The organism is Archangium minus (genome assembly GCF_044360475.1).
In the GTDB taxonomy this organism is placed as follows: Bacteria; Myxococcota; Myxococcia; order Myxococcales; family Myxococcaceae; genus Archangium; species Archangium minus.
This window is the reverse complement of the sequence record NZ_CP043494.1, coordinates 3,557,968-3,580,776: the sequence shown is the minus strand read 5'-3', so window position 1 is coordinate 3,580,776 and position 22,809 is coordinate 3,557,968. Positions and strand designations below refer to the sequence as shown.

Below are 22,809 nucleotides of genomic sequence, written 5' to 3'. Positions count from 1 at the left end.
AATTGCGGGGCCTCCAGAAGGCACCCGCGGCCGTCTTACCGCGCCGCGCTGACAATCGGCAAGGAACGCCCGGTCAACGCCCCGTCGAGCCGAAGCCACCCTCTCCGCGCTCAGTGGTTTCCAGGAGCTCCAGCTCCAAGAGGGACACCCGTGACACGGGAGACACCACGAGTTGGGCAATACGCTCGCCGCGGCGAAGCGTGAAAGGCTCCTGGGAGAGATTCACGAGGAGCACCTTGACCTCTCCGCGGTAGTCCGCGTCCACCGTCCCTGGCGAGTTCAGCAGGGTGATGCCGTGACGCAGCGCCAGTCCCGAGCGGGGCCGGAGCTGGGCCTCGTAATCGGGAGGCAGAGCCAGCGCCAGGCCGGTGGGAACCGCCGCGCGCTCCATGGGCCCGAGGGTGAGCTCTCCATCGATGTCCGCCCGCAGGTCCATCCCCGCGGCGAGGGCGGTCTCATAACGAGGCAGGGGCAGCGGCTCCGGGTGGGTGCGCACGCGGCGGACCCTCACGGTGACAGGTAAGACCATGTCCGACAAAGTAGCACCGCATCACAGACAGGCGAGCTTTTGGCGGAGCCAAGCAAAACGCCCTCCCCCGCCGAAGCGGAGAGAGGGCGTTCCGTGAGCCCACCCCTCTCCCTCTGGGAGAGGGAAAGGGTGAGGGTATCCGTCACCGTGTTGAAATCAGGCCTTGGCGCCGGGCTGGGTGGCCTCGGGGGAGGCGGCGGCGGGGGCGGCCTCGGCGGCGGGAGCGGTGCCCTGCTGAGCGGCGGCGCGCTCGGCCATGGCCTCCTTGCGCGACAGACGAATCTTGCCCGTCTTGTCGATGCTGACGACCTTCACCAGCACCTCATCGCCCTCCTTCAGCACATCCGACACGCTCTTCACGCGCTTATCGGACAGCTCGGAGATGTGGATGAGGCCGTCGGTGCCCGGGAACAGCTCCACGAAGGCGCCGAACTCGGCGATCTTCCGCACGGTACCCGTGTAGATCTTCCCGATCTCCGCCTCGCGCGTGAGCGCCTGGATCATCGCGATGGCCGACTTCACCGAGTCCACGTTGGAGCTTGCGATGTCCACGCGGCCCGAGTCGTCGATGTTAATGACGGCACCCGTGCGAGCGATGATGTCCTTGATCACCTTGCCGCCCGGCCCGATGACGTTCTTGATGAACTCGGGGCGGATCTGGATGGTGGTGATGCGCGGCGCGTAGGCGCTGATCTCCTTGCGCGGCTCGGCCATCGTCTTGAGCATCTCGCCCAGGATATGCAGACGGCCCTGACGCGCCTGCTCCAGCGCGCGGCTCATGATCTCCGTGGTGAGGCCGGTGATCTTGATGTCCATCTGGATGGAGGTGATGCCCTTCGAGGTGCCGCACACCTTGAAGTCCATGTCGCCCAGGTGATCCTCATCACCGAGGATGTCCGAGAGGATGGCGATCTGCTCGCCCTCCTTCACCAGACCCATGGCGATGCCAGCCACGGGAGCCTTGATGGGCACGCCCGCGTCCATCAGCGACAGCGTGCCGCCGCACACGGAGGCCATGGACGAGGAGCCGTTGGACTCGAGGATGTCCGAGACGAGCCGCACCGTGTACGGGAACTTCTCGCTCGCGGGCAGCATGTTGCGCAGCGCGCGCTCGGCCAGGGCGCCGTGACCCACCTCACGCCGGCCGGGGCCGCGCAGGGGCTTGGTCTCGTTCACGCTGAACGGGGGGAAGTTGTAGTGCAGCATGAACTTCTTGAAGGACTGGCCGCTGAGCAGCTCCAACCGCTGCTCGTCCTCGGAGGTACCCAGCGTCGTCACCACGAGCGCCTGCGTCTCGCCACGGGTGAAGATGGCGCTGCCGTGGGTGCGCGGGAGCACGCTCACCTCGCAGGTGATGTTGCGCACCTCGGCGTGCCCGCGGCCACCGATGCGGCCACCGTTCACCGTCAGCGTGCGCATGTGCTCGTACTTCAGGTCCTCCACCACCTGCTTGGCGTGCTTCTCCACCTGAGCGGTGTAGCCCTCGCCGAGCTGCTCCTTGAGCTTCGACAGGGCCTCCTTCTTGGCCTTGGAGAGCGCCTCGTAGCGAGCCGCCTTCTCCTTGATGGTGTAGCCGTGGACGATGCCGTCCCAGGCCAGCTCACGCACCTTGGCCTTCAGGTCCTCGGCCACCGCGGGGATGCGGTCGTAGTTGCGCACCGTCTTGTTCAGCGCGCGCCGCAGCTCGTCCTGCAGGTCCAGGGCCGGCAGCGCCGCCTGCTTGCCGAACTCGAGCGCGGCCACCATCTCCGCCTCGCTCACCTCCTCGGCACCGCCCTCCACCATGACGATGGCGTCGCGGCTCACGGCCATGACGAGGTCGATGTCCGACAGCTCGCGCTGCTTGAGCGTGGGGTTGGCAATGAGCTTGCCGTCCACGCGACCCACGCGGATGCCCGCGATGGGGCCGTTGAAGGGGATGTCCGAAACCCACAGCGCCGCCGAGGCGCCGGTAATCCCGTGGATGTCACCCTCGTGCTCCGGGTCCGCGGAGATGACGCTCGCGATGACCTGGGTCTCGTAGGCGTAGCCATCCGGGAAGAGCGGGCGGCAGGAGCGGTCCACGATACGGCTGGCCAGCGTCTCCTTCTCCGTCAGGCGCCCCTCGCGCTTGAAATAGCTGCCGGGGATGCGGCCGGCCGAGTACAGCTTCTCCTGGTACTCCACCGTGAGCGGGAGGAAGTCCACGTCCTTCTTCTCGCGCGCGCTCACCGCGGTGACGAGCAGCATGGTGTCGCCGTAGCGAACCACCACCGAGCCGTCCGCCTGCTTGGCCATGTGGCCGGTCTCAATGGTCAGCTCGGTGTCGCCAATCTTGACGCTCTTCTTCAAGTGCATATCCGTCTTGCCTCGTACTTCCTGGGTAGCCCCGCGGACGCGTGCCCTGCCTTTTCCAAAAGGTGAGGGCCCACGCGCCTCAATGCGAGGCCTGTGGGGTTGATGCGGTCACCGGGCCTGGAACAGGCAGATACGGGCAACCGCGACTTGACTGCGGTGGGGGCGCTTCGGAAGCGCCGGCAGGGATGCGTCGGAGCTTTGATCCCTGATCGCGCGGGCCGACCCGGCTGCACCACCGGTCGGCCCGTCCGAACGGAAACCAAAACCTCCGTCCACATCACGCCCTTGCCTCCTCCCTCGCCCCTCCTCTTTGCGTGAACTGGGTCCTACGACTGCCTGGAACGACTCGGGGCGCTGACCTGAGCCAGCGCCCCGGTTTGCTGCGGGCCTACTTGCGGATGCCGAGGCCCTCGATGAGCTTCTTGTAGCGGTTGGCGTCCTTGCTCTTCAGGTAGTCGAGCAGGCGGCGACGCTGACCCACCAGCTTGAGCAGACCGCGGCGAGAGTGGTGGTCCTTCTTGTGCGTCTTGAAGTGCTCCGTGAGCATGGTGATGCGCTCGGAGAGCAGCGCCACCTGGACCTCGGGGGAACCGGTGTCCGACTCGTGGGTGCGGTACTTCGCGACGACCTCTGCCTTACGGTCCTGATGCAATGCCGACATGTTCTTCCTTGGCTTCTATCCCGCTCCGGGGTGGGGTACTGCGGTTGCCACGGTCCGCGGAGGGGTACAGACCGGGCTTCCTCCTACTAACGAATCGGTGGCTTATAAGCATCGCCTCTGCGGGCGGTCAACCTTAAGCGCCCGGCCGTACGCCTGGAGACGGACGGGAGAGACTGAAGAGGATGAGACGCCCTCCAGTCGACAATCCCGTGCCCCCGGAGGACAGGTCTTCCAGCGAGGGCTCGTCCAGCGCCACCTGCACGAAGAGGCCTCCGGTGACGGGCTGATCTCCCGCGAAGTGCTGGCGCAGCAGGGGGTAGAGACGCAGAAGCGTTTCCAGGATCTCCCCCACCGTGGTGTTGGCGGGCACGCCGAGGGTGATCTCGCGTCGCCCCTCGAAGAGAGCCCTCAAGGAAGGAGGCACCACCACGGTGACGTCGAGAGCCCGGGGCACGGTGGGGATTCAGACGAGCACTCGCAGGTAACGCAGTCGGCCACGCACCACCTCGGCCACGGCGAGCAGCGCGCCCGAAGGGTCCACCACGCGCACGCGGCCTGGATGGGCGGGGGCCTCCACGGGGACGCCGTGGGACACCCGTACAGCGTCCTCCGCGCTCACCCGCACCGCGGGCAGGTCGGTCAGGGCCTCGGACACCGGCAGCAACCGCTTTGCCAGGGCCTCGGGCTCCCGAGCCAGCGCAGCCAAATCCGCCAGCGGTAGAGAATGGGCCAGGGTGAAGGGGCCGCTCGTGGTACGCCGCAGCGCCTCCAGATGGGCCCCACAACCGAGCGCCCGGCCGATGTCGTAGGCGAGCGTCCGGACGAAAAAGCCCTTGGAGCAGCGCACGGACAACCGAAGCTGGTTGGCGTTGAAGTCGCGCAGCACCAGCTCGTACACCGTCACCTGGCGGCTGGCACGCTCCACCTCCTCGCCGGCACGGGCGAGCTCGTACAACCGCTTCCCGCCCACCTTCACCGCCGAGTACATGGGCGGCACCTGCTCGAAGGAGCCACGGAAGCGCCCCAACACCTCCTCGAGCACCGCCGAGGTGAGCGGAGGTACCGGCGCCTCGGCGACCACCTTGCCCTCGGCGTCCTGGGTGTCCGTCTCCGCGCCTAGACGCACGACGGCGTCATAGGCCTTGTCGCCCTCGGTGATGAAGCCGGCCACCTTCGTCGCCTCGCCCAGACACAGGGGCAACACCCCCGTGGCCATGGGATCCAGCGTGCCGGTATGGCCCACCTTCTTCACCTTGAGCAGACCCCGGACCTGCCGCACCACGTCAAATGAGGTGGGCCCCTTGGGCTTATCGATGACCAGGACGCCGTCCATGCTCGCTACCAGCCCTCCTTCTCCTTCACCTCACGCAACAGCCGCTCGATGCGGTCACCCCGCTCCAGCGACTCGTCGAAGGTGAAGAAGACTTCTGGCGACACGCGCAGGTTCACCGCCTCGGTGATCTCCCGACGGATGTAGCCCTTGGCGGCCTCGAGCCCCTTCTGGGTCTCCTTGCGCTCCTGCTCGGTGCCCATCATCGAGTAGTAAACGCGCGCCGTCTTCAGGTCCGGCGACACCTTCACGCCGGTAATGGTGATGAAGCCGATCCGCGGATCCTTCAGTTCGCCCCGGGTGAGCATCCTCCCGAGGGCCACTTGGATCTCCTGCCCCACGCGCTCCGGCCGATTGCTGGTACTCATTTCTTCTCCCAATCCCTCGGGTTGCGCAGGCTGCGAGCACGAGCCCGGGCCTCCTCCAGCGACACCGACCCCTTCGAGTCCGAGCCCCTGGCCGGCCGACTGCTCTCCCGCCCTCCGTGCCGCCGCTCCCAGTCTGCCATCCCCTCGGCTTCGGCCATGGAGCGATCTCCACGACCCATCCCGGCGATGAGTTCCTCCAGGTCCGCCTCCGGCCCCGCCTCCTCGCCGTCCTCCCCACCATCCTCGTCGACCTCTTCCGACTCCTCATCCCGCTCGGCCGCAAGGGGACGTCCGGGCGTGTAGAGCGAATCCCCGAAGGCCATGATCTCGGTCTGTCGGGAGATGAGCGGCGCCACGTACATCTCCTCCACGAAGTGGATGATCTTCTCCATCTGCTCGTCGACATGACGACGGTCGTTGCCCACCACCGCCAGCGCGAGCGTGGCCTTCTGCCAGAGATCCTGATCATCCACCTCGGCCACCGCCACGTTGAAACGGGCCTTCACCCGGTCCGTTATCCGGCGGAGAACCTGCCGTTTGGCCTTGAGGGAACCGCTCTCCGGAATCTGCAGGGTCAGACGCGCGACACAGACGAACATGACACAAAACCCTCGTCCCGGTGACCGCGCCTGGAAGGCGGGCCACCGGGAGAATTCCGGTGGTGGAAGACAGCGGCCGGAGAGGGACTAGCTCAGGCTCGGCCGCGTCTCCTCGATCTCGTAAGCCTCGATGATGTCGCCCGGCTTGAGATCGCTGTAGTTCTCGATGCCGATACCGCACTCGAAGCCCTGGGCGACTTCCTTCACGTCGTCCTTGAAGCGTCGGAGCGAGGCCATGCGGCCGGAGAACAGCTGCTTGCTGTCGCGCAGCAGGCGGACGAAGGCACCACGCTTCATCACACCGTCGAGCACCGCCGCACCGGCGATGGTGCCCAGCTTCGGCACGTTGAAGGTGTTGCGAACCTCCGCACGACCCAGCTTGCGCTCGGTGCGGATGGGCTCCAGGAGGTCCTCCATGGACTTCCGCACGCCGTCGATGAGCTCGTAGATGATGCTGTACGTCTGCAGCGTCACCTCCTGAGCCTTGGCGGCGGCCTCCGTGCCGGACTCGGGCTTGACGTTGAAGCCCACGACCATGCCCTTGGAGGCGGCCGCACGCATCACGTCGCCCTCGGTCATGGCGCCCACGCCCGAGTGGATGACCTCCACGCGAACCTTGTGGGTGGAGAGCTTCTGGACAGCCTCCTTGACGGCCTCGGCCGAGCCCTGCACGTCCGCCTTGATGACGAGCCGCAGCTCCTTGGGACCACCGCCCGCCTTGGTCTTGGCGAACAGCTGCTCGAGCGTCTCGCGGTTGCTGGCCTTGCCCAGCTCCGTCTCGCGGTCCTTCATGGCGCGGTGAGCGGCGATCTCCTTGGCGGCCTTCTCATCGGCCACCGCGTTGAGCGAGTCACCCGCGGTGGGCACACCGGACAGACCGATGAGCTCGGCGGAGTAGCCCGGGAGCACTTCCTTCACGGACTCGCCACGGCTGTTGTTCATGGCGCGCACGCGGCCGAAGTGAGTACCGGTGACGACGGCATCGCCCACCCTGAGCGTGCCCTCCTGCACCAGCACCGTGGCCACGGGACCGCGGCCCTTCTCCAGCTTGGCCTCGATGATGGCGCCCACCGCCGGACGGCTCGGGTTGGACGTGAGCTCGAGCACCTCGGCCTGCAGCGCGATGTTCTCCAGCAGCAGGTCGATGCCCATCTTCTGCTTGGCGGACACGGGAACCATGATGGTCTCGCCGCCCCACTCCTCGGGCACGAGCTCGTGGTTGGCCAGGTCCTTCTTCACGCGGTCCGGGTTGGCGCCGGGCACGTCCATCTTGTTGATGGCGACGACGATGGGCACCTCGGCGGCCTTGGCCTGCTTGATGGACTCCACCGTCTGCGGCATCACGCCGTCGTCGGCGGCCACCACCAGCACCACGATGTCCGTCACGTTGGCGCCGCGGGCGCGCATGGACGTGAAGGCCTCGTGACCCGGGGTATCCAGGAAGGTGATGTCACCGCGCGACGTCTTCACCGAGTAGGCGCCGATGTGCTGGGTGATGCCACCGGCCTCGCCGGCCGCCACGTTGGCGGCGCGGATGGCGTCGAGCAGGCTCGTCTTGCCGTGGTCGACGTGACCCATGACCGTGACCACCGGCGGACGGGCGCGCTCGTCCTCGGGACGCGCCTCCACCTCGGGCAGGAAGTCCTCGACCTCGAAGCCGGCCTTCTCCACGCGCCAGCCGTAGTCGGTGGCGAGCAGCTCGGTGGTCTCCGAGTCGATGATCTGGTTGGCCGTGGCCATCTTGCCCAGGCCCATCAGCTTCTTGATGAGCTCGGCGGTGCGCACACCCATGCGCTGGCCCAGGTCGGACACGGAGATGCCCTCCTGGATCTTGATGACCTTCTTCTCCTCGGCCATCTGGGTGATCTGCGTCTTGGCGCCCTTCTTGGTGGGCTTCTTCTTCTTGCCGCGCACCGGGATGGTGACGCGACCCCACACCAGGTCGGAGATCTCCTGCTTGGAAGGACCGCCCTCGGCGGCCGAGGTCCCGCGCTTGCCGCGCCCGGCCTTCTCCTTCTCCTTGTTCTTGGAGACGTCGACGAGCTCACGGCCGCGACCCAGGTGATCCGGGACGACCTTGTACTCGCGCTTCTCGCCGATGGCGCTCTTGCCCGGCGCCATGGGGTACTGCTTGCCCTGGCCACCGGTGGGCGTCACCCGGCGGACCTGGATGAGCGGACGCGAAATGACGACGGCCTGGGTGGCCGTGGGACGCAGCGAGCGAGGATCCTGCGCGACCTGCTGGTGGGGCACGCCGCCCACCATCACCTGCTGACCCGTCGCACCTGGAGTGGCGCTGGCCTGCGCACCACCCGGCGTGGCACCCGGACCGGAAGGACGCACCGGACCCGTGGACGGGCCGCTGCGCTGGTACTGGCTGGGGGCACCCCGCTGGTACTGGCTGGGACCACCGCGACCCTGCTGACCGGGACCACCCGGACGACCCTGCTGACCGGGGCCACCGCGACCCTGCTGACCGGGACCACCCGGACGACCCTGCTGGCCGGGGCCACCTGGACGGCCGGAACCCATGCCGGGCCCCGAAGAGGAACCTCGGTGAGAACCAGAAGAGGGATGCGAAGGCGTCCGGACAGAAGGTGGAACCGCCGAAGGCGGGCGGGTAGACAAGCTGGGTGACTCCTTGACAGAGGGAGGCGGCTGAACAGGGGCCGCCGGAGGCGGGGTGACGGCCCGCGGGGGTTCCGCGGCCCGAGGCACCTCGGGGGTGACAGGGGTGGTGGGCTGCTGCGCGGCAGGGCGCGAGGGCTCCGCAGCGGCAGCGGGCTTGGCCTCGGCACGAGGTGCCTCGGCGGCAGGGGTGGCAACAGGAGGCGGCGTCGGCGCAGTGCGCGGCGGCTCCACGACGGCAGCAGGCTGGGCGGGCTGAGCCTCGGCACGAGGAGCCTCGACCGGGGCGGCCGGCGGGGCGGCCACGGCGGCCGGAGCCTCCGGGGCAGCAGGAGGCGGCGTCGGCGCAGCAGCACGCGGCTCCTCGACAGGAGCAGCAGGAGGCGGCGCCACGGCAGCCGGAGCCTCCGGGGCAGCAGGAGGCGGCGTCGGCGCAGCAGCACGCGGCTCCTCGGCGGCCACCGGCTGTGCGGAGGCGGACGAGATCTCCTCGCCGGACTCACCGGCCGAAGGCGTGCTCGAGGGGGCCTTGCGGCGCACCACGAAGCCCTTCGCCGCAACCGGCGGCGCGGCCTGCTTGGGCTTGCGCTTGTCCAGGATCTTCTGAACGGCGGCAGTGGCCTGGTCGTCCTCGAGCGAGGACGAGTGGCTCTTGACGTCGTAGCCGAGCCCGACGAGCTCGGTCACGACCTCTTTGTTATCGAGCTCGACCCCGTGGTCCTTGAGCTCCTTGGCAATTTCGTGAACGCGCTTCTTCGACATACCTTGCTTGGCCTTTTGCTCCGCCGGCTACCGGGCGCAGCACCCTAATCCAAAAATGTGTGCGAGTGGTGCTAACACCCACTCCCCCCGGCCGCTCCACCCTGTGCCGGGCCCGACTCCAACGCCTGTCCCAAGGCCGACGGGTCAACCGCCCCCGCCTTCCCCCGGAAGGCTCTGGCAAAGGCCTTCCGCTTCACTGCCGCCGCCAGGCAACCGGCGCCACAGAGGTATGCACCCCGTCCGGGGAGCTGCCTCTTCCTGTCCACCACCACCACGCCCCCTGGGCCCACCACCAACCGAGTGAGCTCTTCCTGGACCCGCCTCCCGCCGCAGCCGATGCAGCTTCGCACCGGTCCGGCGTTTGCCGGGAGTTCTTCTTTTCTTCTAGTACCGGAACGAGCCTTCAGGCGCATCCCCCCTACCGTCCAAGCAAGCTTACGATCTCTCTCCGACTCAATTAAGCCCCTGCCGGCTCGGCGGCCTGGGAGGACGAAGCCCCACGCTCCGCGTTGAGCTCCGCCCGGAGCCGTGCCTCTTCCACCAGATAATTCTCCGCTGCGCTCTTGAGCTGGCGGGCCTTCTTGATACCCACGCCCGGCACATCCCCCAGCTTCGCCAGGTCCTTCTCGTTGGCGAGGTCCTCCACCGTCTTGTACCCGGCCAGGGTCAGCTGCTCGATGGTCTTCTCGCCCATGCCCCTGACGCGGGCCAGGCGCTCCGTCTGACTGAGCTCGTCCGGATGACGGCGGGCCTCGGCCTGCCGGGCCTGCTCGCGCTCACGCTCCATGCGCGACAGCTCCGCGGCGTCCAGCGACATCTGCTTGCGGGCCTCTTCCTGCATCGCAGGGATGCGCGAGGGGTCCATGCCCGGAATCTGACCCAGCATCTCCGGATTCGCCTCGGCGATGTCCTTGGCCTGACGGAAGCCATGGGCGTACAGCGTCTCGACCAACATCTCGTTGACACCCGGAAGGGCGCCCAGCGAACGGTTGGCGAACTCGCGCATCTCGCGCACCCGGCTCTCGCTGTTGATGTCCAGCTTCCAACCGGTCAGCTGCGCCGCCAGCCGCACGTTCTGCCCGCGACGGCCGATGGCCAGCGACAGCTGGTCATCCGGAACGATGAGCTCCATGGCGTGGTTGGCCTCGTCGATGATGACGCGGCTCACCTCGGCCGGGGCCAGCGCGGCGCACACGAAGCGCGCCGGATCCTCGTCGTAGGGGACGATGTCGATCTTCTCGCCGCGCAGCTCCTGCACCACCGCCTGCACGCGGCTGCCCTTCATACCGACGCAGGCACCCACCGGATCCACGTCCGCGTCCCGGCTGGAGACGGCGATCTTCGCACGCCCACCCGGCTCACGCGCCGCGGCCTCGATGACCACGATGCCCTCGGCGATCTCCGGCACTTCCATCTCGAACAGCTTCGTCAGCAGGTTGACGGAGGCGCGGCTGAGGACAATCTGAGGACCCTTGGACTCGCGCAGCACGTCCAGCACGTAGGCCTGGACGCGGTCGCCAGCACGGTACGTCTCGCGCGGCACCTGCTCGCGCACCGGCAGCACCGCCTCGGCGCGTCCCAGGTCCACGATGATGTTGCCGCGCTCGAAGCGCCGGGCAATGCCCGTGACGATCTCGTTCTTGCGGTCCCGGTACTCGTTGAAGACGTTCTCACGCTCGGCGTCGCGGGTGCGCTGGAGGATGACCTGCTTGGCCGTCTGGGCCGCGATGCGTCCGAAGCCGCGCCGGAACGTCTTCAGCCGGAGGATGTCCCCGTACTGATCGTCCTGCGCCTTGGCCTCCGCCGCGTCCTCATCACGGTAGAAGATCTGGAACACGAGCTCGTCGCCCGGCTCCACCTCCATGCCCTTCTTGTGTGCCTCGTCGAGGGAGATCTGATTCACCGCCTGCACGGGATCGGTGATGGCCTCCACCACGGTGATGGCCTGGAAGAGCTCCACTACACCCTTCTCCGGGTCGTACTTGGCCTCGAGGTTGCGCTCCTGGCCAAAGTGCTTCTTGGCCGCGGTCGTCATCGCGTCCTCGAGCGTGGAGATGAGCACGCTCCGGTCGATGCCCTTGTCCTTGGCCACCTGGTCCAGGACGAGGTTGAGGTTGATGTTGGGGTTGGCTGGCGTGGGCATCATCTTCTCCAAAAGGATCCACGGGCGCGCCCGCGCGAGGGCGCACCCTGTATGTGGACTGCTAGAACTCGAACTCCAAGTTGGCCTTGGCGATGTCCTTGAAGGGAATGCGGAAGCTGCCCGCACCTTCCACGTCCACGGAGATGGCGTCGGCCCCCACCTCGGTGAGCGTCCCGGAGAAATTCTTGCGCGGCGGCTCCCCGATGGGGCCAAAGGTCTTCACCTTGACCTTCTGACCCTTCACCCGCTCGTAGTGCGCGGGCTTCTTCAGGGGACGATTCACACCGGGGCTGGAGACCTCCAGGTTGTACTCGTGGGGAACGATGTCCTCCACGTCCAGCACCGTGTCCACCGCACGCGAGACCTGCGAGCACTCGTCCAGACCTACCCGCCCACCCGGCTTGTCGATGAACAGGCGGAGGACCCAGCCCTCGCGCTCGCGGACGAACTCCACCTCGAGGAGCTCCAGCCCCTCGCCCGCAACGAGGGGCTCGAGCAGCTCCTGTGCCCTTGCCTCCACCGATTGCTTGATGTTCTCCGCCATAGGCCGCTTGAAAACTCCGGACTCCAAAAACGCGAAAAGCGGGCACGACGGCCCACTTTTCGAGGAACTGCGTCGAAAAATGTTCGGCGGCGTCCGTAGCACACGCCACCTCGGGGTGTAAAGGATGACGCACCCCTTGTCCTGCCATCCAACAGTCCTCCCGGGGGTAGGGATTCCCAGGGTTTCCGCGAACGGGGACCGGTTATAACGCCCCCATGCACCTCATTGCCGCAGCCCAGATGGTGTCCACCGCGGACAAGGCTCACAACCTGGAATCGGCCACCCGGCTCGTCCGGCGTGCAGCCGACCTCGGAGCGCGCCTGATCGGCTTGCCCGAGAACTTCAGCTGGATGGGACCGGAGTCCGAGCGCTCGGGGGCGGCCGAGACGCTCGAGGGGCCCACGCTCTCCCGCATGGCGGAGCTGGCCCGCGAGCGCCGCGTCACCCTGCTGGCCGGCTCCATCCTGGAGCAGGGCGCGCCCGGCGGTCGCCTCTACAACACCACCGTCCTCTTCGGGCCGGACGGCTCGCGCCAGGCCGTGTACCGGAAGATGCACCTCTTCGACGTGGACGTGGGGGATGGCACCCCCTACCGCGAGTCCGAGGCCGTGGCCCCGGGCACCGATGTGGTGGTGGCGGACACGGAGCTGGGCCGGCTGGGCCTCTCCATCTGCTACGACTTGCGCTTCCCCGAGCTGTACCGGCGCCTGGCGAAGGAAGGGGCCACCCTGCTCGCCGTGCCCGCCGCCTTCACCCTGATGACGGGTAAGGATCACTGGGAGGTGCTGCTGCGCGCACGCGCCATCGAGAACCAGTGCTACCTCTTCGCCCCGGCGCAGGGCGGGCGACACTCGCCCCAGCGCGTCACCTGGGGCCACGCCATGGTGGTGGACCCCTGGGGGCTGGTGACGGCCCGAGCGTCAGAAGGCGAAGGACTCGCCGTGGCGCCGGTGGACCCCGAGCTGCTCGCCCGCATCCGAAAGAATCTGCCCTGCCTGCAACATCGACGACTGGACTGAACCGGCCGAGCACATGTGACCGGGCCCCTGGGTCCCGGGTCCAATCCCCGGTACACTGCGGACCGGAACTCATCTCGTGAACAGTCGCTGGTCCTCTATGGTGTTCGTCCTCTCGCTCGGGGTGCTCTCTGTGGGCTGCCCCGCCGACGAGAAGCCTACGGCCCCGGTGCATGCGCCGGCCGTGCCTCCGCCGGTGCGCCGCGCCCAACTCAAGGGGCTGCAGGGGGACGTGAAGGTGAAACGCGCGGCGGGGGATGAATGGCTCCCCGCCCAGGAGGGCATGCCCCTCTTCGAGAACGACAAGGTGCGGACCGTGGCGGGCGCAGGAGCACAAGTCGTCTTCGCCAACGGCAGTATGGTGAACCTGGGCGAGGACGCGTTGATTGGTATCGCGGAGACACGGCGCAAGCCTGGGCAGGAGCGCACGGACCTGACCGTTCTGCGCGGACGGGTGGACGCCGAGTTGGAAGATCCAGCGCGCCAGTCACTGTCCGTCACCACGCCAGCGGCCACTGTCCGGGCCGGAAGGGAGATTGTGTTCCAATGAAGAGTTCCCTCCTGCTCGCCTTGCTGACGCTGGCGCCTACCGAGGTGGTGGTGCGCGATGGAGAATCACTCGCCCAGGTGGCCCAGCGCGCGCTGGGGGACCGCGGCGGGGCCAGCGAGTTGAAGGCCCTCAATGGTCTGAAGGACGACACGGTCGCGCCGGGCACGAAGCTGAAGCTGCCAGGTGCGGACCGGTCTCGTGCACAGAGCGTGCTGGAGACGGCGCGCAACGCGGTGAAGCACGCGGACGCCAAGATGGCTCGACGCGAGGAGGCCGCGGCCAAGCTGAAGGAGGCCGAGACGCACTTCCAGAACGCCCGCTATCAGGATGCCGCGAAGGCGGCCGACGGGGCCTGGAAGCTGCTGTCGGAGAGTGCCGCGCAGCCCACCGCCTTCACGGTGGCCGTGGACGACACGGGCGCCACCACGGTGAAGTCCGTCTCCGGGCAGCCAGTGCGCGTGGAGGCCGAGGGCGTCACGCGTCCGGTGCTCGTGGGAGAGAGCGTGCGCGTGGAGAAGGGCCAACCGCCCCCCGCCCCCCGCGCTCCGCTGGGCGTGCCCCACCCGACGCAGCCCGCGGACAGGCTGAAGCTGAGCGTCCAGTTCGCCAAGAGCGGCCTGGGCCCCATCACCCTGGCATGGCAGGCCGTGGAAGGCGCCGAGGGCTACGAGGTGGAGCTGATGCCCCAGCAGGGTGAGAAGCGCGTCCTGACGGCCAACGCGACACAGCTCAAGGTGGCGCTGCCCGCGGGGACTTACCGCTGGAGCGTGCGCGCCCTCGCCCGAGATCACCGCTCCGAGGCCTCGACCGAGCAGGGCTTCGAGGTGGCGGAGGCCCCGGCCAAGCCCATCAACCTCCAGGTGCAACCCTCGAAGTGGAAGTAGCGCGGGAGGAGCGTCCCCATGCGGCTCTTCAAGACCATCCTCTTGTTGATGCTGTTGGCCAGCCTCGTGCCCACGGTGATGGTGGGCCTGCTGTCCGTGTCCGATACGCGGGAGCTGCTGGTGCGCGATGCCCAGGAGCTGGCGCAGGAGCGCGCCAAGCAGCTCAAGCTGAAGGCGGAGGGCTTCCTGGCCGAGCCCACGCGCGCGGTGCTGAGCATGGCGCGCGTGCCCCACTTCTTCACCCTGCCGCTGGAGCAGCAGCAGACGTACCTCAGCGCGTTGCTCAACCAGCGCCGGGAGATTCAGGCCCTCACCCTCTTCGGTCCGGATGGCAAGCGGCTGCCCAAGCTGCAGGCCTTCGCCGTCAATGACGTCCCCCCCACGGCCCTGGCCGAGCACGAGGCCCGCGCCATGGCGCTGCTGGAGGGAATCGGCGGCCTGCGCTTCGCGGACGTCGCCTGGCGTCCCAGCGGCGAGGCCGTGGTGACGTTCGCCGTCCCCGTGGGCGAGCCCGTCAAGGGCTACATCGCCGCGGACGTGTCGCTGGCGGAGCTGCAGGCCATGCTCGCCCAGGAGCGCGTGGGCAGCACCGGCTTCGTCTACCTCGCCGATGCCAAGGGCCGGGTGCTCGCCGGCGGTGGCGGACTGGAGGCCAATCAGGACGTGTCGCAGCGGCCCGTGGTGGTGCACCTGCTCCAGGGCTTGGCGCGCACCCCGGACACCGACATCCTCCACGTGGGCAACTTCGGCGAGGGCGACGAGGCCGTGGTCGCCGCCTATGCCACGCTGGCAGACCCGCACTGGGCCATCGTCTCCGAGCAGCCGGTGGCGCTCGCCTACAAACAGGTGGAGACGATGGAGCGGCGGCTGCTGCTCACCGTCCTGGCCGCCACGCTGGTGGCCCTGGTGCTCGCCGCCTTCTTCTCGCGCAGCGTCACCCGCCCCCTCAAGGGCTTCATCCAGGGCGCCCTGGAGCTGGCCCAGGGCAAGTTCGGCCTCGAGGTCAACGTCCCCCAGAAGAACGAGCTGGGCGAGCTGGCCCGGACGTTCAACTACATGAGCAAGCAGTTGCTCGCGTACGACCACGAGAACCGCGGCCTCTACGAGAGCCTCGAGCAGGGCTACTTGGAGACCATCGTCGCGCTGGCCAACTCCATCGACTCCAAGGACTCCTATACGCGCGGCCACAGCCAGCGCGTGGGCGACGTGGCGGTGGAGATCGGCCGTGAGATGGCCCTCTCCGAGCGCGAGCTCAAGCAGCTGCAGTTCGGCGGCATCCTCCACGACATCGGGAAGATCGGCATCGTCGAGTCCATCCTCTGCAAGCAGTCGCGGCTCACAGATGAGGAGATGACCATCATGCGCGAGCACCCGGCCATCGGCGACTCCATCATCAAGCCCATCAGCTTCCTGCAAGCCATGCGCGCCTGCGTGCGCAGCCACCACGAGCGATGGGACGGCACCGGCTACCCGGATGGGCTCAAGGGAGAGGACATCCCCCTGCTGGCCCGCATCGTGGCGTGCGCGGACACCTTCGACGCCTGCACCTCCACCCGCCCCTACCAGAAGGCCATGCCCCTGGAGAAGGCCGTGGAGATCCTCGAGAACCTCAGCGGCAAGCAGCTCGACCCGGCAGTGGTGTCGGCGCTGCGCCGGGTGCTGGAGAAGAAGGGCGTGCGCGTCGAGGGCCACCGACTCCCTGTGAAGCTGGCCTCGTGAATCTCCCGCCTTCCTCTCCCCTACCAGGCGCACCGGATGGTAAGCAGCCCCCAGACTGTTCTGGCCCTGAAAGGGGAACCTTTTGAGCTTCTGGGATCGCATCAAGCCCACCACGCGCCCCGTGTCCGCCACGGAGGCGGCGCTGTCTCCGGATGGCACCCGGTTGGATCTCACCTGGGAGGATGGGGTGAAGACGAGCGCCAGCGCGCAGCTGCTGCGCCAGCAGTGCCCGTGCGCCGGGTGCGTGGACGAGTGGACCAACAAGCGCACGCTGGACCCGGCCCGGGTGCCCGCGGATCTGCGCATCACCCAGGTACAGCCGGTGGGCAACTACGCCCTCTCCTTCGTCTTCAGCGACGGACACGGCACCGGCATCTACCCGTGGAAGCTGCTGCGCGACCTCACCCCGGCCCAGGGTTGAAGTCCCGGAGGAACCTGTGAACGAGTCCCGCTACCGTCTGGTGCGCCCCCTGGCCACGGGAGGAATGGCGGAACTGTTCCTGGGCGTGGCGCGCGGCGCGGAGGGCTTCGAGAAGACCGTAGCCATCAAACGCGTGCTGCCGCACCTGGCGAGCGAGCCCACCATCGCGCAGATGTTCCTCGCCGAGGCGCGGCTGGCCACCCACCTGCAGCACCAGAACATCGCCACCGTCTACGACGTGGGGAGAAGCCCCGAGGGCCTCTTCCTCGTGATGGAGTTGGTGGACGGATGGGACCTAGGGACGCTGCTGAGACACACCGCCCGCCGCGACCACCGCTTCCCTCCCCACCTGGTGGCCTTCATCGGCGCCCAGGTGCTCGCGGGCCTCGTCCACGCCTACCGCCGCGTGCACAACGGCCGCCCCGTGCTCACCGCCCACCGGGACGTCTCGCCCTCCAACATCCTCATCTCGCGCGAGGGTGAGGTGAAGGTGACGGACTTCGGCATCGCCCGCATCGAGGGCGTGTCTATCGGCACGCAACCCGGCACCTTCAAGGGCAAGCTCCCCTACTCCGCTCCCGAGGCACTGCAGGGTCAGCCGGCGACCGCCCAGAGTGATCAGTTCTCACTCGGCATCGTCCTCTACGAGCTGCTCGCCGGACAGCACCCCTTCGGCGAAGGCTCGGAGGAGCCCATGGCCTTCGCCATGGCCATCACACAGCGAGAGCCCGCGCCACTCACGGATGTCCCCGCGCCCCTGGCAGCGGTGGTGAACCGCGCCCTGGCCAAAACGCCCGAGGCCCGTTTTCCCCGGCCCGAGGACATGGCCGAGGCGCTGGCCCGCTATCTGGCCCAGACCGGCGAGCCCGCCAGCTCGCCGTCCCTGGCCACGTTCATCGCCAGCCTCAACCCGCCCCTCACCCGCGTCCAGCAGACGGAGGCTTCCGAGCAGCAGCGCAACCTTGAGCCGACGGTCCGGCGGCCCTCGTTGCCCACCACCCTGGCCGTGAATCCCTCCTTCGCGCTGCAGATGACAGAGGACTGGAGCGAGCAGTCCGGAGGGCCCGCGCTCAGCGCGAGCGGACGGCTCATCGTGCCCACGGTCCCTGCTCCGGAGCCCGTCCCGGCTCCCGTCACGGCCCAGGTGCCTATCCCCACCCCAGCCCCCGCCGCCGCGCCTCTCCGAGCCCAAGAGCCCCACTGTCCCCAGTGCAACGCGCGCCTGCCCTCGGCTCACGCCTCGTGCAACCGCTGCGCACGGAAGCTGGCCCCGGGACTCTCCACGCTCGCCGAGGACCTCGTACCAGCCGAGCCACGAGCTCGCCCTGGAGCCGTCCCCCCGCCCTCGGTGCTGGACATGCGGGAAGAGGAGCTGGAGCTGGCCAAGCGGAGCCCCAAGAAGGGGACTCATTACGTGCCGCCCAAGCGCCGCCTCCCATGGGGCTCCGCGGTGGCGACCGTCGCCACGCTGCTGCTGCTGTCAGGCGCGGCCGTGCTGGGGATGCCCTACCTCCGGCCTCTCCTGACTCGGCTCCGCGACTCGACGAACCCGAAGCAGATGCCCCTGCTCTCCATCCAGAGCGAGCCTTCCGGAGCCCTCGTCATCGTCGACGGCGTGGAGTTGGGCACCACGCCCTTGGTCATCGACAACACCTACCCCGAGCAGGACATCCCCGTGAAGCTGACCCTCAAGGGCTACAAGTCCTGGAAGTCCAAGTTCACCGGCGGTCAGCCCGTGGCCCTGGAAGTGAAGCTCAAGCGCTGAGCGCTCGAGGCTCCGCCCTCACTTCACCAGGCGCAGGTGCCCACGCCTCGGAGAGGGCGGCTCGTCCTTGGGAGGACCCTCGGACTCGACGGGGGTCGCGACGGGCGGCTCCTCATGGGGCTCCTGCCGCGCCACCTCGCGCAGCACGGCCCGGGGCCGCTGCTCCGCTGGCGGGGCCGCCTGCTGCGCCACAGGCTCCGGCATCGGCGCCTTCGTCGTCACCATCGTCTGCTGGATGAGCTCGGGCGGCATGTCGTCCGGGTACATCCAAAATTCCTTCGTCACGTGACTGGTGATGGCGAAGAGCGCTGACCAGGGCACCGCCACCGTGAAGCGGCTCCCCGAGAAACTCAGGGTGCAGCGCACGCCCCACTCGCCCACCGTCAAATCCGGTGGATCAAACCGGTAGGACAGGTTGAGGCGCAGGTGCGCCTCGTTGCGCAGCGAGGACGGGACGAGCACCCCTGGACGACGCGCGTCCAGGTGAATCATCACCATGCCCTTATCCAGTGCGGCCAACAGCCGCGCCTTTTTCTCAGGACCTTTCTTGTCCATCGACGTGCGCAGAGCGAGTGAGGGGGGCGTTTCAGCGACGGCGCATCGCCCGGTCCATCTCCCGCTTCGTCTCCCGTTCCTTGATGTCCTGCCGTCGGTCCTCGTGCGTCTTACCCCGACACAACCCCAGCTCCACCTTCGCCCGGCCGTTCTTGAAGTACAGCAAGAGCGGGATGATGGAGTAACCCCGCTCCCGAACCTTCGTAGTCCACCGATCGATTTCCTCGCGGTGCATCAGCAGCTTGCGACCGCGGAGGGGCTCGTGGGTGAAGAAGCTGGAAGGATTGTAGACGCCGATGTGGGCATTGAGCAGATACAACTCACTCCCCTTCGGCAAGGCATAGGCGTCCGAGAGGTTGGCCGTCCCGGCACGCAACGCCTTCACCTCGCTCCCGGAGAGTTGAAGGCCGGCCTCGACCTTCTCGTCCACGGTGTAGGTGGCACGCGCCTTGCGGTTCTCCGTGATGATTTTGATGCCGGGATCCGTCCCGCCCTTGCCCTTTCCTCCCGCCATACGCTCGCTTCCTCTAGCCTCCGATGGGCTGGTTGTCGATCAGCCGTGTGGTACCGACGAAGGCCGCAACCAGCATCCGAGCCGGTTGGCCCGGGGTCACGGCCGCTAGCGGGGTCAGCGAGGTGGCATCCACCAGTTCCACATAATCCTCGCGCAGGCCCGCCGCCTCCAATTCCCGACGTACCACGCCCACCAAAGCTGAAGTCTCGCGGGTTCCCTGCCGATAAAGGGCCTGGGCGGCAGCCAGGCCACGCGACAGGGCGAGCGCCCGCTTCCTGTCTTCCGGCGACAAGTAGGCATTGCGCGAGCTCATGGCCAGCCCATCCGGCTCACGCACGGTAGGCATGCCGAGGATCTCCACCCCCAGGTGCAGGTCGCGCTCGAGGGCGCGGATGACCTGGAGCTGCTGGTAGTCCTTCTCACCAAAGAGGGCGAGGTGGGGCCTGAAGAGGCACAGCAGCTTCGTCACCACCGTGGCCACGCCCTTGAAGTGGCCGGGCCGGCGCGCGCCGCACAGGCCCTGGCTCACCTGCGTCACCTCCACGTACGTCTGGAAGCCCGGCGGGTACACCTCGGCGGGCACGGGGGCGAAGACGGCCTCCACCCCCGCGCTGGCGCACTTGGCCAGGTCCCCCTCCATGTCCCGCGGGTAGCGCGACAGGTCCTCGTTGGGACCGAACTGGGTGGGGTTGACGAAGATGGAGGCCGCGACGACGTCGGCACGGGCACGCCCCTCGCGCATCAGCGAGATGTGTCCGTCATGCAGGAAGCCCATGGTGGGCACCAGGGCCAGTCGGCGGCCCGAGCGGCGGATGGACTCCGCCCACGCGGCGGTCTCGGCAACAGTGCGAAGGACGAGGGGTGCCATGGGTCAGACCGGAGCTCCGTACACGGGACCCATCTTCTCAGCGCCCTCGCCAGGTGCCTCCGTCGTGGGCTCCGGAGGAGCGGTCACGAGGCGGATGGGCTTGGACTTGAAGGAGTGCTCCTCGTCCGGGAACGTGCCCGCGCGGACCTCGGAGAAGTAGGCGCCTACGGCCTCGGTGATGGAGCCGTGGAGGTTGGCGTAGCGCTTCACGAACTTGGGCTTGAAGTCCGGGTTCATCCCCAACAGGTCGTAACAAACGAGCACCTGGCCGTCACAGTACTTGCCCGCGCCAATGCCGATGGTGGGGATGGAGAGGCGCTGCGTAATCTGCCGCCCCAGTTCCAGCGGCACGCCCTCGAGCACCAGAGAGAAACAGCCGGCGCGCTCCAGCGCGAGGGCGTCCTCGAGAATCTTGTTCGCGGCGTCCTCGTCGCGGCCCTGCACCACGTAACCGCCCATCTTGTGCACCGACTGCGGCGTGAGGCCCAGGTGGCCCATGACGGGAATGCTGGCACGGACGATGGCGGAGATGACGTCGGCGAACTCGGCGCCGCCCTCCAGCTTCACCGCTCCCGCCTTGCCCTCCGCCACCAGACGGCCGGCATTGCGGACCGCCTCCTCCACCGACACCTGGTAGCTCATAAAGGGCATGTCGGTCACCACCAACGCCCGCTTCGTCCCGCGGTTGACCGCGAGCGAGTGGTACACCATCTGGTCCATCGTGACCGGGAGGGTGGAGTCGTGGCCCTGGATGACCATGCCCAACGAGTCCCCCACGAGCAGCACGTCCGCCCCGGCTTCATCGAAGACGTGGGCAAAGGTGGCATCGTAGGCCGTGACCATGGTGATCTTCTGGCCGCTCTGCTTCAGGCGCTTCAGCGTATGGATGGTGACCTTGTCCTTCACGGTTCACCTCCTCTGAGGGTGAGGGTTCAATGTCCTGCCGTACATGCATGGCCGCCCCTCGCCGTCCCCGGAGGGATCGCCGGAAGCAGCCATCGGAGACACTCTAACGCCCTCGAAGCGTTGCGGGGGCTTCTCTTTGAGGGCAGGCAGGCAATCGAGCCCCCCTCTCAGGGCCGCTTACCACCCGTAGGCAGGTAGTGCTGAGTGCCCTGACGCGCCCGGTCGATGGCGCCCAGCAGCCCCTTCAGGTCCCCCTCGTCATGGACAAAGTCGATGTCCGACGTGTCCACCACCAGCAGCGGCGTCTCCGTGTAGTGCGAGAAGAACTCGTTGTACGAGTGCACGAGCTCTTCCAGGTAGCCGGCATCGAACTGCCGCTCGAACTCGCGGCCACGCTTCTTGATGCGGTGGAGCAGCACGTCCAGCCGCGCCTGCAGGTAGATGACGAGATCCGGCCGTGTGACGCGAGGACTGAGCGCCTCGAAGACACGCTCGTAGAGCGCCAGCTCGTGCGAGTCCAGCGTCAGGCACGCGAAGATGCGATCCTTGGCGAACAGGTAGTCGCTGACCGTCACCGAGTTGAACAGGTCCGGCTGGAACAGCTCCTGCTGCTGCTTGAAGCGCGAGAGCAGGAAGAAGATCTGCGTCTGGAAGGCGTACTTCTGCCGATCCGCGTAGAAATTGGCGAGGAAGGGGTTCTCCTCGACGATCTCGAAAATGCGCCGAGCCGCAAAGCGCTCGGCGAGGATGTTGGAGAGGCTCGTCTTACCGACGCCGATGGGCCCCTCGACCACGATGTAGCGGTTGTCCATCCGCTTCGAGACCTCCGACTGCAACGAAAACCACGCGCCCCCTCTTCCACCGGCGGGCAGCGGGGCGCGGAATAGAACACGGGAGTGGCGACCGGGCAATGATCGCGCTCTCCAGCGCATCGCCACGCTTGACGGCCTGATGGGCGTCCACTACCAGGGACCCACGCGCGGTGAGGGAGACGCGGACGCGTAGGGACAGAGGGAGATGAATCGACGGCAGCGCGCGAAGACAGTCATCGAGCTGGAGCCACGCCGGACCACGGCCACCGAGACGGCCCGGTCCCCCGAGAAGACGGTGGAGCCCGATCCGCTCTACGGTGTGGTCCTCCTGAAGACGGCCCTGGAGCTCAAACGCCGGAGGGACGGCTCGCCCGAGGAGATCCTCCGCAGCGTGCTGGCACGTATGCGGCTGCCCGAGGACGAGTTCCGCGCCTGGCTCTCGCAACAAGGCGAGCTGTCCAAGGTGCTCGGCGGCGGCGAGTCCTGAGCCCCTAGCGCTCGGCCACCCACCCCTGCAGCGCGTTATCCACCGCGCTGCCGAGCGACTTGCAGAACGCGTACTCGGTCCGCAACCGCTCCACCGGCGTGGCCGCCTCGAAGCGCCGCGTCTCGAAGAAGAGCGCGTATACCACCTTGTCGCCTACCTTCGAGCGGATGCCCAGGTACTCGCCCTGGACGTCCATCTGCGGCAACAGCATCCGCTCCAGCGAGCGGTAGACCTGAGCCATGTCCCGGGTGGCACCGACGAAGGTGCTCTCGTCGAGCATGGGAATCGGACTGGGATCGCCCCAACGCAGCAGCACCACCCCGTCGGGGCGAGCAAATACCGCGTACACCACACCGAACCGGTGCAGCACCGGCTCCAGTGCCTCCAGGGGCAGGGGCTTCATCAATCCTC

Annotated in this window: 24 protein-coding genes; 7 read left to right on the top strand and 17 right to left on the bottom strand. The window is 67.8% G+C overall.

Annotation, left to right across the window (positions count from 1 at the left end; genetic code table 11):
• Window positions 1-73: 73 nt before the first annotated feature.
• From dut to rimP, 11 genes are all read right to left on the bottom strand, one after another.
• Window positions 74-529 carry a dUTP diphosphatase gene (gene dut / locus F0U60_RS14760; RefSeq protein WP_395819653.1) on the bottom strand — a complete coding sequence of 152 codons (456 nt, stop codon included), beginning with the start codon at window positions 527-529 and terminating at the stop codon, window positions 74-76.
• A 156-nt stretch (window positions 530-685) separates the two neighbouring features.
• On the bottom strand, window positions 686-2,866 hold the full coding sequence (pnp, locus tag F0U60_RS14755; protein WP_395819650.1) for a polyribonucleotide nucleotidyltransferase: 2,181 nt from the start codon (window positions 2,864-2,866) through the stop codon (window positions 686-688).
• 388 nt (window positions 2,867-3,254) lie between these two features.
• Window positions 3,255-3,527: a 30S ribosomal protein S15 gene (gene rpsO, locus F0U60_RS14750; RefSeq protein WP_043390443.1), complete on the bottom strand. Its 273-nt coding sequence runs from the start codon at window positions 3,525-3,527 to the stop codon at window positions 3,255-3,257.
• 133 nt (window positions 3,528-3,660) lie between these two features.
• Window positions 3,661-3,981, bottom strand: coding sequence for a hypothetical protein (locus F0U60_RS14745; RefSeq protein ID WP_395819647.1), 321 nt, complete (start codon window positions 3,979-3,981; stop codon window positions 3,661-3,663).
• Window positions 3,982-3,990: 9 nt separating this feature from the next.
• On the bottom strand, window positions 3,991-4,860 hold the full coding sequence (truB, locus tag F0U60_RS14740) for a tRNA pseudouridine(55) synthase TruB (RefSeq protein WP_395819644.1): 870 nt from the start codon (window positions 4,858-4,860) through the stop codon (window positions 3,991-3,993).
• Between the two features lie 5 nt (window positions 4,861-4,865).
• Window positions 4,866-5,225: a 30S ribosome-binding factor RbfA gene (gene rbfA, locus F0U60_RS14735; protein WP_203402679.1), complete on the bottom strand. Its 360-nt coding sequence runs from the start codon at window positions 5,223-5,225 to the stop codon at window positions 4,866-4,868.
• Window positions 5,222-5,824, bottom strand: a complete 603-nt coding sequence (locus F0U60_RS14730) for a DUF503 domain-containing protein (protein WP_395819641.1) — start codon at window positions 5,822-5,824, stop codon at window positions 5,222-5,224. Before F0U60_RS14730 ends, rbfA begins: the two co-directional genes overlap by 4 nt.
• 87 nt (window positions 5,825-5,911) lie before the next feature.
• Entirely contained in the window at window positions 5,912-9,214 is a 3,303-nt protein-coding gene (gene infB / locus F0U60_RS14725) for a translation initiation factor IF-2 (protein ID WP_395819639.1), read from the bottom strand.
• Window positions 9,215-9,285: 71 nt separating this feature from the next.
• Window positions 9,286-9,627, bottom strand: a complete 342-nt coding sequence (locus F0U60_RS14720; protein WP_395819636.1) for a DUF448 domain-containing protein — start codon at window positions 9,625-9,627, stop codon at window positions 9,286-9,288.
• Window positions 9,628-9,671: 44 nt separating this feature from the next.
• Window positions 9,672-11,357: a transcription termination factor NusA gene (gene nusA, locus F0U60_RS14715; RefSeq protein ID WP_395825252.1), complete on the bottom strand. Its 1,686-nt coding sequence runs from the start codon at window positions 11,355-11,357 to the stop codon at window positions 9,672-9,674.
• A 61-nt stretch (window positions 11,358-11,418) separates the two neighbouring features.
• Window positions 11,419-11,901: a ribosome maturation factor RimP gene (gene rimP / locus F0U60_RS14710; RefSeq protein WP_395819634.1), complete on the bottom strand. Its 483-nt coding sequence runs from the start codon at window positions 11,899-11,901 to the stop codon at window positions 11,419-11,421.
• Between the two features lie 215 nt (window positions 11,902-12,116).
• On the opposite strand from rimP, the gene F0U60_RS14705 reads away from it, so the two are divergent.
• From F0U60_RS14705 to F0U60_RS14680, 6 genes are all read left to right on the top strand, one after another.
• Entirely contained in the window at window positions 12,117-12,920 is an 804-nt protein-coding gene (locus F0U60_RS14705; RefSeq protein ID WP_395819631.1) for a carbon-nitrogen hydrolase family protein, read from the top strand.
• Between the two features lie 97 nt (window positions 12,921-13,017).
• Complete coding sequence (locus tag F0U60_RS14700) at window positions 13,018-13,467, top strand: FecR domain-containing protein (RefSeq protein ID WP_395825249.1); 450 nt, start codon at window positions 13,018-13,020, stop codon at window positions 13,465-13,467.
• Window positions 13,464-14,351, top strand: coding sequence for a LysM peptidoglycan-binding domain-containing protein (locus tag F0U60_RS14695; RefSeq protein WP_395819629.1), 888 nt, complete (start codon window positions 13,464-13,466; stop codon window positions 14,349-14,351). Before F0U60_RS14700 ends, F0U60_RS14695 begins: the two co-directional genes overlap by 4 nt.
• 18 nt (window positions 14,352-14,369) lie before the next feature.
• A complete protein-coding gene (locus tag F0U60_RS14690; protein WP_395819626.1) occupies window positions 14,370-16,070 on the top strand; it encodes an HD domain-containing phosphohydrolase in 1,701 nt (566 codons plus the stop codon).
• An 82-nt stretch (window positions 16,071-16,152) separates the two neighbouring features.
• Window positions 16,153-16,491: a DUF971 domain-containing protein gene (locus F0U60_RS14685; RefSeq protein WP_395819623.1), complete on the top strand. Its 339-nt coding sequence runs from the start codon at window positions 16,153-16,155 to the stop codon at window positions 16,489-16,491.
• 16 nt (window positions 16,492-16,507) lie between these two features.
• On the top strand, window positions 16,508-18,256 hold the full coding sequence (locus F0U60_RS14680; protein WP_395819620.1) for a serine/threonine-protein kinase: 1,749 nt from the start codon (window positions 16,508-16,510) through the stop codon (window positions 18,254-18,256).
• An 18-nt stretch (window positions 18,257-18,274) separates the two neighbouring features.
• Here F0U60_RS14680 and F0U60_RS14675 read toward each other — a convergent pair whose 3' ends face one another.
• The 5 genes from F0U60_RS14675 to F0U60_RS14655 all read right to left on the bottom strand — a co-directional run bounded on the left by F0U60_RS14675 (window position 18,275) and on the right by F0U60_RS14655 (window position 21,911).
• Window positions 18,275-18,811, bottom strand: a complete 537-nt coding sequence (locus tag F0U60_RS14675) for a ClpXP protease specificity-enhancing factor SspB (protein ID WP_395819617.1) — start codon at window positions 18,809-18,811, stop codon at window positions 18,275-18,277.
• Between the two features lie 31 nt (window positions 18,812-18,842).
• A complete protein-coding gene (smpB, locus tag F0U60_RS14670; RefSeq protein ID WP_395819614.1) occupies window positions 18,843-19,325 on the bottom strand; it encodes an SsrA-binding protein SmpB in 483 nt (160 codons plus the stop codon).
• A 13-nt stretch (window positions 19,326-19,338) separates the two neighbouring features.
• Window positions 19,339-20,193 (bottom strand): pantoate--beta-alanine ligase, encoded by an 855-nt coding sequence (gene panC / locus F0U60_RS14665; protein ID WP_395819611.1) that lies wholly within the window; start codon window positions 20,191-20,193, stop codon window positions 19,339-19,341.
• 3 nt (window positions 20,194-20,196) lie between these two features.
• Window positions 20,197-21,099, bottom strand: a complete 903-nt coding sequence (panB, locus tag F0U60_RS14660; protein ID WP_395819609.1) for a 3-methyl-2-oxobutanoate hydroxymethyltransferase — start codon at window positions 21,097-21,099, stop codon at window positions 20,197-20,199.
• A gap of 167 nt (window positions 21,100-21,266) precedes the next feature.
• Complete coding sequence (locus F0U60_RS14655) at window positions 21,267-21,911, bottom strand: deoxynucleoside kinase (RefSeq protein WP_395819606.1); 645 nt, start codon at window positions 21,909-21,911, stop codon at window positions 21,267-21,269.
• 205 nt (window positions 21,912-22,116) lie between these two features.
• Here F0U60_RS14655 and F0U60_RS14650 point away from each other — a divergent pair, with 205 nt between their 5' ends.
• On the top strand, window positions 22,117-22,398 hold the full coding sequence (locus F0U60_RS14650) for a hypothetical protein (protein WP_395819604.1): 282 nt from the start codon (window positions 22,117-22,119) through the stop codon (window positions 22,396-22,398).
• 4 nt (window positions 22,399-22,402) lie between these two features.
• Here the strand turns inward: F0U60_RS14650 and F0U60_RS14645 are convergent, their stop codons facing one another.
• A complete protein-coding gene (locus tag F0U60_RS14645) occupies window positions 22,403-22,801 on the bottom strand; it encodes a hypothetical protein (protein WP_395819601.1) in 399 nt (132 codons plus the stop codon).
• Window positions 22,802-22,809 lie beyond the last annotated feature (8 nt).